Origin of the sequence: Mesorhizobium sp. Root157 (genome assembly GCF_001427385.1) — a bacterium.
In the GTDB taxonomy this organism is placed as follows: domain Bacteria; phylum Pseudomonadota; class Alphaproteobacteria; order Rhizobiales; family Rhizobiaceae; genus Mesorhizobium.
In genome coordinates this window covers 1-13118 of record NZ_LMGJ01000001.1, presented here as the reverse complement: position 1 = coordinate 13118, position 13118 = coordinate 1, and the positions used below count along the sequence as shown (strand labels likewise).

Genomic DNA, 13118 nt, shown 5'->3' with positions numbered 1-13118 from the left:
CGCGGGGAGACATGTCGCCATGACGGCGCGCCCCGCGCTTGCCCGGATTTCGCGCATTGCCAAGCGCTCTGCCGGTGCCGCCGCCGCCAACCGCATGGTGCCGGAAGAAACGCCGATCGCGCTGTCCTACGGCGGCACCACCCATGCCGTGATGATGGCATCGCCTGCCGATTTCGAGGATTTCGCCCTCGGCTTTTCGATCACGGAAGGCATTGTCGGTTCCTCCGACGAGATCGACGCCATCGAGGTCCAGGACCACGGTGCCGGCATCGATATCCAGATCCGCCTGAAAGACACGGCCAACCGTCGGTTCGAGGCGCGGCGGCGGCGGCTTGCCGGCCCTGTCGGCTGCGGCCTGTGCGGTATCGAATCGATCGAAGAGGCGATGCGCAGCGTCGACGCCGTCGATGCCTCCAGACTGACGCTTGAAGCACAGGATATCGTCCGGTCGGTCCAGTTGCTATCCAGGGTCCAGTTGCTCCATTCGGAGACCGGCGCTGTTCACGCCGCCGGCTTTTACGTGCCGGGCCACGGTATCGTCATGGCGCGCGAGGATGTCGGCCGCCACAATGCGCTGGACAAGCTGGCCGGTGCGTTGGCGAAAGCGGGCACCGACGGTTCATCCGGCGCCGTTGTCGTCACCTCCCGCGTTTCGGTCGAAATGGTGCAGAAGACGGCGGCCATCGGCGCGCCCTTCATCATCGCCATTTCGGCGCCGACCGCACTTGCCGTCCGCACCGCCGAAAGCTCCGGCATGACCCTTGTGGCGCTGGTGCGTGGTGACGATTTCGATATTTTCACCCATCCCGACCGCGTCGTTTTCGGAGCTGCCAAGCATGTCGCCTGACAAACTCATGTACCAAGCCAATCAGATCGCGATGTTCTTCCGTTCGAAGCCGCATGCCGAAGGCGTCGCAGGCGTCGCCGACCACATCAACAAGTTCTGGGAGCCGCGCATGCGCCGCCAGTTCTTTGCAATGATCGGTGAGGGAACCAAGGGCTTCGACGCCCTGGTGCTTGAGGCCGCCGCTAAGGTCAGGCAACCGCCGCCGGGAGAAATGCCTGCCGGCGCAGCGAAAGCGCTCGCGCACCACTGAACCACAAGATGTGAGAAGGTCGCGGCCCTGCAGCGGCAGGGCCTGTTGCCTTGCCGGTGAAGGAATAGCACTTCGATCCGAAGAGACCGCTCGCTACAGCGTGCCTTACTTGCCCTTGGCGCGGTCGATCGCCTCGACGATCATCTGCTTGGCGCGGGCGGCGTCGTACCAGCCGCCGATCTTCACCCACTTGCCGGGTTCCAGGTCCTTGTAGTGCTCGAAGAAGTGCGACACCTGGTCGAGGGTGATCTGCGGCAGGTCGGTATAGTTGACGATCTTCTCGTAGCGCTTGGTGAGATGCGGCGAGGGCACGGCGATGACCTTTTCGTCCTGGCCGGCGTTGTCTTCCATCACCAGCACGCCGATCGGGCGCACGTTGATGATGCAGCCGGGCACCAGCGCACGCGTCGAGCAGATCAGCACGTCGATCGGATCGCCGTCGCCGGAAAGCGTGTGCGGCACGAAACCGTAGTTGCCCGGATACCGCATCGGCGTGTGCAGGAAACGGTCGACGAACAGCGTGCCGGCCTCCTTGTCCATCTCATACTTGATCGGCTCGCCGCCCACCGGCACCTCGATGATGACATTGACGTCTTCAGGCGGGTTGTTCCCGATGGCTATCGCGTCGATACGCATGGCTGACCCTCTCGGCGTTGGAGCAATTCCGGCAAAAATGCCAAACCGGTCTTGTCTCGGCAATTGTGTGAAAACTAAGGACGTGCACGGTTCGCCGGCTCGACCGGAAACGCCACCGCTTCGACGTTTCCGATACCGGTGGTTTTCGCAACCTGCAATGCGACACGATTCCACTTTCGGGCGATAGGCTTCAGCCGCGCCAGACGGCAGCTATTCCCAGACGAAGGCGACTTTCTTGAGCGCCTTCTGCTCGAACACCTCGACGCCTTCGGCGATGTCGCGGCCGCCGGCGCCGGTATAGAAAGCGAGCGCATTATCGTTTTCTTCCAACGCCCACACGACCATGCCCTTCAGGCCGTGGTCATTGAGCCGCTGGCGGGCGGCGGCAAACAGGCGGCTGCCAAGGCCGATGCCTTGATATTCCGGGCGCAGGTAAAGCTCGTAGATCTCGCCTTGCTGGGTAAGTTCGCGGGCGCGGTTGCGGCCGATGGTGGCATAGCCGGCGATGGTGCCGCCGATTTCAACCACAAGCACCGCCGCGGCGCGCCGTATGGCGTTCGCCCACCAGTCCGCCCCGCGGCGATTGATCATCGAGGTCAGGGTCTTGTGCGGGATGATGCCGGAATAAGCGCCACGCCATGCCTCAAGGTGCACGTCGGCGATTTCGCCTGCGTCGCTGGGTTCGGCCTTCCTGATGTCGATCGTCAACGTGTTCATGATTTGTTAACCATAAACGCGTGCTGGTCGATTGCAAGGTCAGGTGCAGACAGCAAGCCGACTTTTACGCGAGGCTGCGCGCAGCCTTCGGGATGCTCAGATTTCGATCAGGCGGTCGTCGAGTTCGTTGGCATCGCCCGGCGAGACCGGGAAATGTTCGGCCAGTACCGCTCCGACAGCCTCGATCGTCTTGATGAAGCCGTCGGCGAGGCGGTCGTCGCGCGCGGCGGCGGTCAGGTCGCGCACCGCATCGTCCCAGATCCGCTGTTCGACGCGGCTGTTGATGCCGGTGTCGGCGATGACTTCGGCGTAGCGCTCGGCAAGCGATACGAAGATCAGCACGCCGGTGCGGGCAGTGGTCAGATGAATGTTGCGGGCGAGGAACTGCCGCACGGCATTGCCGTGGGCGGCGTGGTGGCGCATTTGCCACGGCACCAGGTGGATGCGCAGCGCCGGCGCCAGCCACAGCAACATGAGCACGCTGGCCACAGCCAGGCCCTGCGCCAGGATGAAATGCGGCAGGCGGATCGAAAGCCACCAATACTCCGCCGCATAGGCGAGGCCGAGGCTGACAAGCACGATGCCGGCCATCGCCATGAAGGCGGCAGGGAAGAAATAGCTGTCGCTGCGGTGCGCGACCAAGCAGTAGATCTCGCCGTCGGTCGTTGCTTCGGCGGCGCGTATGGCGGCTGCCACGCGCTCATGGTCGGCGCTGCTGATCGAACCTGTCGCCATGTTCACCAACCCCCCGATGCCCCGCCGCCACCGGACGAGCCGCCGCCGCCCGAAAAGCCGCCGCCGCCGCCACCAGACGACCAGCCGCCTCCGCCGGATGACCAGCCCCCACCGCTCGAGGACCGGCCTGAGCGGCCCTTGTTGTTCATGTCGAAGACCATGCCCAGCCAGCGGTAGCGCCGGGGGCCGATCTTCTGGCCGAAGATCGGCGGCAGGATGGCCATGGCGAAGCCGCCGAAGAAAAGGATCACCCAGATGGTGATGAAGATGACCGGAATCCAGTCGTCGATGTCCATCGACGTATCCTGGTTGCGGGCGCCTCGCGCCTCCAGTTCTTCCGGATTGCCCTCCAGAACCATGATGATGTCGTCGACGGCCTTTTCGATGCCGCCGGAAAAATCCCCGGCACGGAAGGCCGGCACCATGTCGTTTTCGATGATCAGCTTGGAATGCAGGTCGGTCAGCGTGCCTTCCAGCCCGTAGCCGACCTCGATGCGCATCTTGCGGTCGTCGCGGGCCACCAGCACAAGCACGCCGTTGTCCTCGCCGGCCTGGCCGAGATTCCAGGCGCGAAACAGGCGATTGGAATAAGGTTCGATCGCCTCGCCGTCGAGACTGGGAATGGTGGCCACGACAATCTGGTCGGACCCCTTCGCTTCGAATTCGGCTAGCTTTTGCGTCAGCAGCACCTCGGTGGCGGCGTCGATCATGCCGGCATCGTCGACCACCCTGCCGGTCAGCGTCGGCAGGCTGGCTGCTAAGGCCGCAAGCGGAAGGAAGAGGCTTAGAAGCAGAATCGCAAAGGCGCCTGCGATCCGTCGAGCCGGTAGGCCAGAGGGGGGTGATTTAAAGCGCAAGGTCAAACTTTGAACCGCTTTACTGGCGCGCCGTTCAGCCGCCTTGCCCGGTGCCGAAATTCACCTTCGGCGCTTCCAACTTGTCCTCGGCGACGGTGAAGTTCTGGAACGGCTCGTTGGAGCGGAACCAGAATGTCGCCCACAGCACGGACGGGAAGGTGCGAAGCGTCAAATTGTAGTCCCGCACTGCCTGAATATAGTCGCGCCGGGCCACCGCAATGCGGTTTTCGGTGCCCTCAAGCTGTGCCTGCAGGGCAAGGAAATTCTGGTTGGCCTTGAGGTCGGGATAGTTCTCCACCACCGCCAGCAGCCTCGACAAGGCGCTGGTCAGGCCGGCCTGGTTTTCCTGGAAGGCCTTGAAAGCGTTGGGATCGGACAGGGTCTCCGGCGTCACCGTCACTTGCGTCGCCTTGGCGCGCGCCTCGACCACGCCTTCCAGCACGTCCTTCTCATGGCTGGCGTAGCCCTTCACCGTCTCGACGAGGTTGGGGATGAGATCGGCGCGGCGCTGGTACTGGTTGAGCACTTCGCTCCAGGCAGCCTTGGCGTTTTCTTCCGCCGTCGGGATGGTGTTGTAGCCGCAGCCGGCCAGAAGCGGCAGCACGAATGCCATCATCAGAAAGGCCGGCAGGTTGCGAGGGAGGCGAACAAGACGCTGGGCAAGCATGGAGTGGATCCCTGGACGTGGATGGTGAGGAAGCATTACCACAAAGCGCGTCCAAGAAAACGACCTTCGCGCGCGATCTGCCGCGACCACGCGCCCCGGCTGTATTTCGTTTGGAAAACCGCTTCACACTTTTCGGTCCTATGCTCTAATGTCGCTTGAAAGCAGGGTAACGCCATGGCCGGACCGGGCAAAGCAGATCGGGGAGACAGCGAGCGCGAGCGCGAATCGCGCCGTATCCTCAAGGATATCGCCAGCGAGACGGAAGTGTCCGGCAACTCGTTCGTGAATCGCATGGCGAAGCGCACCCACGATCACATGACCGCCGCCGATGCCGATACGTCAGACCGCATGGACTATCTGGGCACGCGCATCGGGCGCATTCTCGGCCCTGTGCTGGCGATTGGCCTGGTGATCTGGTTCGTGCTTTTTATCGTGCAGGGCGGGTAGGCCATCCATGTCATCTGAAGTTTCGGCTGTTCGTCCGGCCGTCATCGTCGTCTCAAGCCATGTCGTGCGCGGTTCGGTCGGCAACCGCACCGTGGTCTTTGCACTGGAGACGCTGGGTTTCCCGGTCTGGGCAGTGCCGACCATCGTGCTCGCCTGGCATCCCGGCCAAGGACTTTCCACAAGGATCGTTCCGCCTGCGGAACAATTCAAGGCCTTGCTTGCCGACCTCGAACGGGCGCCGTGGCTGGGCGAAGTGGGCGCGGTGCTGTCCGGCTATCTCGGCAGCCCTGAACAGGCAGACGCCGTCGCTTCGCTGGTGCAGGCGCTCAAGGCCAGGAACCCGAAGGCGCTCTATCTCTGCGATCCTGTGCTTGGCGACTACGCCGAAGGGCTATACGTGCAGGAAGCAACTGCGGCTGCGGTCCGTGATCGCTTGATGCCGCTGGCAGACGTCGCCACGCCTAACCGCTATGAGTTGGAGTGGTTGACGGGTGCCTCCCTGCCTGATCTCAAATCGACCATTGCTGCGGCGCTGGATGCCGCCCCCGCCACGATGCTGGTGACTTCGGCGCCGTCGATGCTTGCCGACGGCACCGGCAATCTGCTCGTCGATGCCAAACAGGTGTTGTTGGCCGAGCATCGCTTCGTCGAAAATCCGCCGAAAGGCCCGGGCGACCTCACGGCTGCGACCTTTCTGGCGCACATGCTGTCGGGTCATTCTGTGGACAAGGCGCTGCAGTCGGCAACGGCTACCGTCTATGAAGCGGTGGCCCGCGCGGCGAAGCGCGGCAGCGGCGAGTTGCAGCTTCCGGCGGATGCGCAAAGCCTGTCGCATCCGATGGCCATGGTGCAGATGCGCACGCTCCTGCACCCTTCGCGGACACGCAAGGCGTGATCGCCGGCATTCCGCTGTCCATCGTAGGCGTGGATGGCTGCAAGGGCGGCTGGATCGCCGTCAGCGCCGATCCCGGTCATGCGCCGGCGGTGCGGATTTATGCGACATTCGCGGCGCTGGTCGCGGACTTGCCGGCGAATGCGCTCATTGCCGTCGACATGCCGATCGGCCTGCCGGATTTTACCGGCGAGGGCGGGCGCGGGCCTGAAAGCCTGGCGAGACCGCTGCTGAAAGAGCGTCAATCCAGCGTCTTTTCAATTCCATCCCGAAGCGCTGTCTACGCCGAGACAGCACCTTTTACGACCGTGGACGAATGGTATGCCGCACATCGGCGGGCCAGCGCGGTTGCGCGCCAGACTTCGGAACCGCCGCGCGGCATATCCATTCAGGCCTTCGGAATCTTTTCCAAGATCCGCGAGATCGACGCCCTTCTGGTTGCGGAGCCGGCACTGCGTACCCGCATTTACGAGTCGCACCCCGAAGTGGCGTTTTGCCGGCTCAATAACGGCGAGCCGATGAGCTTACCCAAGAAAATCAAGGGCGCTGTCAACCCGGCTGGAATGGCGCAGCGCAAGGCGCTGTTGTGCCGTTATGGCTATGCGCAGGCTTTTGTGGATCAAAGCCCGCCGCCGGGTGCGGCGTTAGACGATTTTCTCGATGCCGCCGCCATGATGCTGATTGCTGCACGGATCGTTCTCGGCGAGGCGCGGTCGTTGCCCGATCCGCCTCTCTTGGACCGGCACGGCATATCGGTCGCCATCTGGGTCTGACCCCAGGGGTTCAGGTTCACGGTGCGCCGGCGGCTGCAACGATAGTATTGCTTCGCAGTGCGATTCCTTATTGATCGGCAGGGCGTTTTTCCGTTAGACCACGGCCAGCTTGACCAAGCTGTCGCCATCCACACCGGAAAGGCCCATTTTCCGCCATGCCACATCTCCCCCAGCACCTTCTCACCGGGCACCACAATTTCATGAGTGGCCGCTACTCGTCCGAGAGCGGGCATTATGTTTCACTGGCGCGTGAAGGGCAGGCCCCCGAAACGATGATCATAGCCTGTTGCGACTCCCGCTCGGCACCGGAAACCATTTTCGATGCCGGCCCCGGCGAGTTATTCGTGCTGCGCAATGTCGGCAACCTTGTGCCGCCCTATGAGCCGGACGGCGAATACCACTCCACCTCGGCAGCGCTTGAGTTTGCCGTTCAAAGCCTCAAGGTGAAAAACATCGTGGTCATGGGCCATGGCCGTTGCGGCGGCATCAAGGCCGCCCTGAGCCACGGCAAGACGCCTCCCTCGAAAGGCGATTTCATCGGCAAATGGATGAGCCTCCTCTACCCCGCTGCCGATGCCGTTACAGCCAGCACGCTGATGACGGCGGGTGAGCGCCAGACGGCGCTGGAGCGCATCTCCATCCGCTATTCGTTGAACAATCTGCGTACGTTTCCCTACATCGCCGCGCTGGAAACCAAGGGCAGCCTGAACCTCTACGGTGCATGGTTCGATATCTCCACCGGCGAGCTTTGGGCAATGAACAAGGACACCGGCGATTTCGAACGGCCGGAACTCGGCTGACGATGGCGCGTTGAACGTCGGCGGACGACGCCTGGCGTTTTCCCACGAAGGGACCTGGCCATGATGCTGATTGGACCGATGCGAACCGGGCTGCTGGCGGCGGCGCTGCTTTTCTGGTCCGTTGCCGCGAATGCCGACGAGGCCGTCATCGAGCGTTGGTATACTGCGCTGCTCAACACCGACCGCGCCGCGTTGAGCGAACTCCTTACCGACGAGGCCCGCATCAGTCTCACCGATCTTGGCGTCGTTCAGACCAAGCAGGAATTCATCGCTTCGATGGATGAATGGGAAAGTGCGGTCGCCGGCGGCCAGATAAGGCATCGTATCGCCAAGAGCGAGGGCGGCGTCGTCACCGTCATCGCCTGCTACGATTTTCCGGCCAACGACATGCTGATGCAGGAAACCTTTGCGCTGACCGACAATCGCATCACCGCGACGTCGCAGGCCGCGATGGCCGAAACCTGCGACGCCTACTGACGGGCCTGCGGTTGCGAACCAGGGTCCGCAAGCCTACATCGGGCAAAGCAGTGTCAACACCGAAAGAATTTCCATGTCCTCAGCAAAGACCGCCGACCTTGCCGCGCACCCCCTGACGGCTTGGCAGGGCCCGCTCGGCCTGCCGGATTTCACCCGCATCGGCGATGGCGATTTCGAGCCGGTGTTCGACGCCGCGCTGCAGGCCCACGCCGCCGAAATCGAGGCGATTGCCGAAAATCCTGTCGAGCCGACCGTCGAGAATACGCTTGCAGCGCTCGAACTGTCCGGCCAGGCGCTCGACCGCGTTTCGTCGATTTTCTGGGGCAAGGCCGGCGCCCACACCAACGACACCATCCAGGCGCTGGAGCGCGCGGTCTCGCCGAAGATGTCGCGGCATTTCTCGGCGATCTCGATGAACGCGCAACTGTTCGCCCGCATCGATGCCCTCTACCGGAAGCGCGCCTCGCTGGGGCTCGACGCCGAGACCTTGCGCGTGCTTGAAAAGATCTGGAAAGGCTTTGTCCGCTCGGGTGCGAAGCTCGATGCCGAAGGCAAGAAGCGGCTTGCCGCCATCAACGAGGAATTGTCGTCGCTCGGCACCACTTTCGGGCAGAACGTGCTTGCCGACGAGCGCGATTGGGCGCTTTTCCTCGATGAGGCCGATCTTGCCGGACTGCCCGATTTCCTTAAGAGCGCAATGGCCGAGGCTGCCGAAACGCGCGGTCACAAGGGCCGCTACGCGATCACCCTGTCGCGCTCTATCTATGAACCGTTCACGACGTTTTCCAAAAGGCGCGACCTGCGCGAAGCGGCGTGGCGGGCCTTCACTATGCGCGGCCAGAATGGCGGCGCCAGCGACAACACCAGCGTCGTGCGCGATATGCTGACGCGGCGCGCCGAAAAGGCAAAGCTGCTCGGCTATGCCTCCTACGCCGCGCTCAAGCTCGACGACACCATGGCCAAGACGCCGAAGGCGGTCCATGGCCTGCTCGATCCTGTCTGGCAAAAGGCGCTGGAAAAGGCGGCAAGCGACCAGGGCGAACTGGAGCGGCTGGCGGCGGAAGCCGGCAGCAACGAGACATTCGCCGCCTGGGACTGGCGCTTCTACCAGGAAAAGCTGCGCGCCGAGAAATTCGCCTTCGACGAGGCTGAACTGAAACCCTATCTGCAACTCGACCGCATCATCGCCGCCTGCTTCGACGTGGCCACACGCCTGTTCGGCATCCGCTTCGAGGAGAAGGCCGGCATCGCCGCCTGGCATCCGGACGTGCGCGTCTTTTCCGTCAAGAATGCCGACGGCTCCGAGCGCGGCCTGTTCCTCGCCGACTATTTCGCCAGGCCGTCGAAGCGTTCGGGGGCGTGGATGAGTTCGCTGCAGTCCGGCTACAGGCTGGGCGCGGGGTCGACGCCGGTCATCTACAACATCATGAACTTTGCCAAACCGCCGGCCGGCGAACCGGCGCTGCTTTCGGTCGACGAGGCGAAAGCCCTGTTCCACGAATTCGGCCATGCCCTGCACGGCATGCTGACCGAGGTGACGTGGCCCAGCGTCTCCGGCACTTCGGTCAGCCGCGATTTCGTCGAACTGCCGTCGCAGCTTTACGAGCATTGGCTGACCGTGCCGGCAGTCCTGGAAAAGCACGCGCTCCACCATCGGACCGGCAAGCCGATGCCCAAGGCGCTTCTCGACAAGATGCTGGCGGCGCGCACCTTCGGCGCCGGCTTCGCCACCGTCGAATTCACCGCGTCCGCCCTTGTCGACATGGCCTATCACGCGCGCCCGGATGCCCCGGAAGAGCCGCTTCGTTTCGAAACCGAAACGCTTGCAAGGCTGAACATGCCCGACACCATTGCCATGCGCCACCGCACGCCGCATTTCGGGCATGTGTTCTCCGGCGACGGTTATTCGGCCGGCTATTATTCCTACATGTGGTCGGAAGTGCTCGACGCCGACGCCTTCTCGGCCTTCGAGGAAACCGGCGACCCTTTCAACCCGGCTCTGGCCGAGCGGCTGAAGACAAACATCTATGCCGCCGGTGGCTCAAAAGACCCGGAAGAGCTTTACATCGCCTTCCGGGGCAAGATGCCGTCGCCGCAGGCCATGATGGTCAAGCGCGGACTTGCCTGAAAAGCTCTGGCCTGAAAAGCTCTGGCCTGAAACGGCACTCACGCCAGGCTGGCGTCGATAAGCAGTTCGGCGTTCCTGGCCACAGCGCGGGCCGGGCCGCCGGTGCCGAACAATTGTGCTGAAATGTAAGCGCCTTCGAGCAGCAGCAGCAGCCCGTCGCCCAGCATGTCGGGTTCGGCAGCCCCCATCGCCTTGGCCATGGCGCGCAGGCGCCGGCGCAATTCGCGCTTGTTTTCCTCGCTGACGATGCGGGCAGGATGGTCGTGCTCCGGATATTCCACCGCCGCATTGGTCAAGCCGCAGCCGCGGTAGCTGGCCTTCTGGCTGCGCTTGCCGACGCGGGCGAGGAAAGCCAGCACCTGCGCGCGCGGGTCACCCGGATGCGCTGCCACCGCTTCATCGAAGCGCTCCCAGAATTCACGGTCGTATTGTTTCAGATAAGAAGCCGTCAGGTCATCCTTGGAGGAAAAGGAACGGTAGAGGCTGGGCTTGGTGACGCCGGCCGTCTTGACGATCTCGTCGACGCCGATCGCCCTGATGCCTTGACGGTAGAACAAGTCGCGCGCAACGTTCAGGATCTTTTCCGCCGCGCGCGGCGCATGCTCGACGCTTGCAGCCGGATCAAGATTTTTGGTGTTGGGCATCAGAGGACTTCAATTGACAATGTTACCGCTCGGTACGTATACGGTTCGTAACGCAACGTACCGATCGGTAACATGATAGCCCAGTCACGCCCCTTTGGCCAGCGCTACGCCTTCGTCGTCGTTGCCGTCATCTTCTTTTGCCTGCTCATCGCCGCCGGGCTGCGCTCGTCGCCCGCCGTGATGATGCTGCCCCTGGAACACAGTCTCGGCTGGGGTCGCGATTCAGTGTCGTTGGCCGCCGCCATAGGCATTTTCCTCTATGGGCTGGCGGGGCCTTTCGCCGCGGCGCTGATGGAGCGCTTCGGCTTGCGCCGCACGCTGCTCGCCGCACTCCTCCTGATGTCGGGCTCCACCGCGCTCAGCTTTTTCATGACCGAACCGTGGCACATGGTGGTCACCTGGGGCATCATGTCGGGCATCGGCTCCGGCGCCGTCGCCATGGTGCTCGGCGCCACCATCGTCAACCGTTGGTTCAAGACCAATCGCGGTCTAGTCATGGGGCTGATGTCGGCCTCCAGCGCCACCGGCCTGCTGATCTTCCTGCCGGTGCTCGCCGCCCTTGCCCAGTGGGGTGGGTGGCAATGGGTGGTCATCGCCATATCGATCGCCAGCGCGCTGCTGTTGCCGCTGGTCTATTTCTTCGTGCCCGAGCGCCCTTCGTCGATCGGCCTAGTGCGCTACGGCGGCGATCCTGACGACGTGCCGCCGCGTTCGCCGGCAGCACAAGGCAATTTCATCAGCCATACTCTGAACACTTTGTGGCGGGCGGCGCATACCCGCACCTTCTGGTACCTGTTCGCGACCTTCTTCATTTGCGGCTTCACCACCAACGGCCTCGTCGGCACGCACCTGATCGCCTTTTGCGGCGACATGGGCATCACCGAAATCCAGGCGGCTGGGCTGCTGGCGCTGATGGGCGTTTTCGACCTGATCGGCACCACTTTTTCGGGCTGGCTCACCGACCGGTTCGACCCGCGCAAACTGCTCGGCATCTATTACACCATTCGCGGCCTGTCGCTGATGTATCTGCCTTATTCCGGCTTTTCGGCCACCAGCCTGATCATCTTCTCCATCCTTTACGGGCTGGACTGGATCGCCACGGTTCCACCGACGCTGCGTCTCGCCAACGAAGCTTTCGGCGATGGCCACGCTCCGCTGGTGTTCGGCTGGATTCTCGCCGGCCATCAGGCGGGGGCTGCAAGTGCGGCCTATTTCGGCGGCATCATGCACGAGATGCAGGGCGACTATGTGCTGGCCTTCCTCATCGCCGGCATGACCGGCATCATCGCGGCCTGCATCTCCTTGCTCATCAACACCAGCAAGCCGTCGTTTGACCCCGAACCACAGCCTGCGTAGAACCCGGAATGACGGAACGGCTTTGGCGCGCTTACCCGGAAAATGGGACGTGCCGAGTTCGTCCGCAGGATTGCTGAAAACCGAGGTCGACCATGCGCGCACTTGTCCAACGGGTTACCCAGGCCAGCGTTGCGGTCGACGGCAAGCCGACCGGCGAAATCGGGCAGGGCCTTCTCGTGCTCGTCTGCGCCATGCAGGGCGACACCGACAAGCAGTCCGAGTGGCTGGCGCGCAAGGTGGCCAGCCTTCGCATCTTCAGGGACGACGATGGCCGCATGAACCGCTCGCTGCTTGATGTCGGCGGAGCGGCGCTCGTCGTCAGCCAGTTCACGCTGGCTGCCGAAACGAAAGGGAACCGGCCGGGCTTTTCCACGGCTGCGGCGCCAGACGAGGGCAAGCGCCTCTACGAGCATTTCTCGGCCCAGCTTGCCGGCCATGGCGTCACCGTCGCCAACGGAATTTTCGGCGCCGACATGAAAGTCTCGCTGGTCAATGACGGCCCGATCACCATCTGGCTGGATACGGAATCCAGGTAGCCAGCAGGTTTTCTTCAAAGTTCGTCATGCCGGCCAATCCGAGCGCAACCCCTCCACCTCGTCATCCCGGAATTCTCTTTCGAGCGGAGCGGGAAAGGAATGTCCGAGATCTCCGTGACGGTGCGGCAGCCTGTCAACGGTCCGGAATGGGGATCGAACAGCCCACCTGCCGCCCCACCATCCGGTCAACCCGTTGTTCCCATTAACTTTCCGCAAAAACCTCTCACCGTCCTTATCCACACCCTCTCAACCTCTTCCATAATCGGTGCCATCGCTTCTGCGGGAAACTCGGTGCGCACCGGGTATCGAGGAGAAGCGTCGGTGCCGGATTGGTCGCATGACGGTGTGCGGCTGGG

Annotated in this window: 17 protein-coding genes; 11 read left to right on the top strand and 6 right to left on the bottom strand. The window is 63.1% G+C overall.

The features are described from left to right. Positions 1 to 19 precede the first annotated feature (19 nt). Both fdhD and ASD64_RS00075 read left to right on the top strand, forming a co-directional pair. Positions 20 to 847, top strand: coding sequence for a formate dehydrogenase accessory sulfurtransferase FdhD (fdhD, locus tag ASD64_RS00080; RefSeq protein WP_056098840.1), 828 nt, complete (start codon positions 20 to 22; stop codon positions 845 to 847). Beyond that, a complete protein-coding gene (locus ASD64_RS00075; RefSeq protein ID WP_056098836.1) occupies positions 837 to 1097 on the top strand; it encodes a formate dehydrogenase subunit delta in 261 nt (86 codons plus the stop codon). The genes fdhD and ASD64_RS00075 overlap by 11 nt, the downstream gene beginning before the upstream one ends. 105 nt (positions 1098 to 1202) lie before the next feature. Here the strand turns inward: ASD64_RS00075 and ppa are convergent, their stop codons facing one another. From ppa to ASD64_RS00050, 5 genes are all read right to left on the bottom strand, one after another. Continuing rightward, on the bottom strand, positions 1203 to 1733 hold the full coding sequence (gene ppa, locus ASD64_RS00070) for an inorganic diphosphatase (protein WP_056098833.1): 531 nt from the start codon (positions 1731 to 1733) through the stop codon (positions 1203 to 1205). 210 nt (positions 1734 to 1943) lie between these two features. Next, complete coding sequence (locus ASD64_RS00065) at positions 1944 to 2450, bottom strand: GNAT family N-acetyltransferase (protein ID WP_056098830.1); 507 nt, start codon at positions 2448 to 2450, stop codon at positions 1944 to 1946. Between the two features lie 96 nt (positions 2451 to 2546). Further along, the gene (locus tag ASD64_RS00060) at positions 2547 to 3185 is read right to left on the bottom strand and encodes a TPM domain-containing protein (RefSeq protein ID WP_056098828.1); all 639 of its coding nucleotides are present in this window, start codon (positions 3183 to 3185) and stop codon (positions 2547 to 2549) included. Between the two features lie 2 nt (positions 3186 to 3187). Beyond that, positions 3188 to 4000: a TPM domain-containing protein gene (locus tag ASD64_RS00055; RefSeq protein WP_244480684.1), complete on the bottom strand. Its 813-nt coding sequence runs from the start codon at positions 3998 to 4000 to the stop codon at positions 3188 to 3190. 76 nt (positions 4001 to 4076) lie between these two features. Further along, a complete protein-coding gene (locus tag ASD64_RS00050; protein WP_056098822.1) occupies positions 4077 to 4709 on the bottom strand; it encodes a LemA family protein in 633 nt (210 codons plus the stop codon). A gap of 174 nt (positions 4710 to 4883) precedes the next feature. Here ASD64_RS00050 and ASD64_RS00045 point away from each other — a divergent pair, with 174 nt between their 5' ends. The 6 genes from ASD64_RS00045 (at position 4884) to ASD64_RS00020 (ending at position 10226) form a co-directional block, all read left to right on the top strand. Next, positions 4884 to 5156: a hypothetical protein gene (locus ASD64_RS00045; protein ID WP_056098819.1), complete on the top strand. Its 273-nt coding sequence runs from the start codon at positions 4884 to 4886 to the stop codon at positions 5154 to 5156. A gap of 7 nt (positions 5157 to 5163) precedes the next feature. Then, positions 5164 to 6051 (top strand): pyridoxal kinase PdxY, encoded by an 888-nt coding sequence (gene pdxY, locus ASD64_RS00040; protein ID WP_056098816.1) that lies wholly within the window; start codon positions 5164 to 5166, stop codon positions 6049 to 6051. Then, a complete protein-coding gene (locus tag ASD64_RS00035) occupies positions 6051 to 6821 on the top strand; it encodes a DUF429 domain-containing protein (RefSeq protein WP_244480683.1) in 771 nt (256 codons plus the stop codon). The genes pdxY and ASD64_RS00035 overlap by 1 nt, the downstream gene beginning before the upstream one ends. A 155-nt stretch (positions 6822 to 6976) precedes the next feature. Further along, a complete protein-coding gene (locus ASD64_RS00030; protein ID WP_056098812.1) occupies positions 6977 to 7621 on the top strand; it encodes a carbonic anhydrase in 645 nt (214 codons plus the stop codon). A 63-nt stretch (positions 7622 to 7684) separates the two neighbouring features. Beyond that, complete coding sequence (locus ASD64_RS00025) at positions 7685 to 8098, top strand: nuclear transport factor 2 family protein (protein WP_056100086.1); 414 nt, start codon at positions 7685 to 7687, stop codon at positions 8096 to 8098. A 73-nt stretch (positions 8099 to 8171) separates the two neighbouring features. Next, entirely contained in the window at positions 8172 to 10226 is a 2055-nt protein-coding gene (locus tag ASD64_RS00020) for a M3 family metallopeptidase (protein ID WP_056098809.1), read from the top strand. A gap of 38 nt (positions 10227 to 10264) precedes the next feature. On the opposite strand, the gene ASD64_RS00015 is transcribed toward ASD64_RS00020, so the two are convergent. Further along, positions 10265 to 10870 (bottom strand): TetR/AcrR family transcriptional regulator, encoded by a 606-nt coding sequence (locus tag ASD64_RS00015; protein ID WP_056098806.1) that lies wholly within the window; start codon positions 10868 to 10870, stop codon positions 10265 to 10267. A gap of 72 nt (positions 10871 to 10942) precedes the next feature. Between ASD64_RS00015 and ASD64_RS00010 the strand changes: the two genes are divergently transcribed. From ASD64_RS00010 to ASD64_RS21435, 3 genes are all read left to right on the top strand, one after another. Next, the gene (locus tag ASD64_RS00010; protein ID WP_056098803.1) at positions 10943 to 12226 is read left to right on the top strand and encodes an MFS transporter; all 1284 of its coding nucleotides are present in this window, start codon (positions 10943 to 10945) and stop codon (positions 12224 to 12226) included. Positions 12227 to 12318: 92 nt separating this feature from the next. Then, on the top strand, positions 12319 to 12762 hold the full coding sequence (dtd, locus tag ASD64_RS00005; RefSeq protein WP_056098802.1) for a D-aminoacyl-tRNA deacylase: 444 nt from the start codon (positions 12319 to 12321) through the stop codon (positions 12760 to 12762). 99 nt (positions 12763 to 12861) lie between these two features. Beyond that, positions 12862 to 13118: hypothetical protein (locus ASD64_RS21435; protein WP_210171803.1), on the top strand; the 257-nt coding region annotated here is incomplete at its 3' end.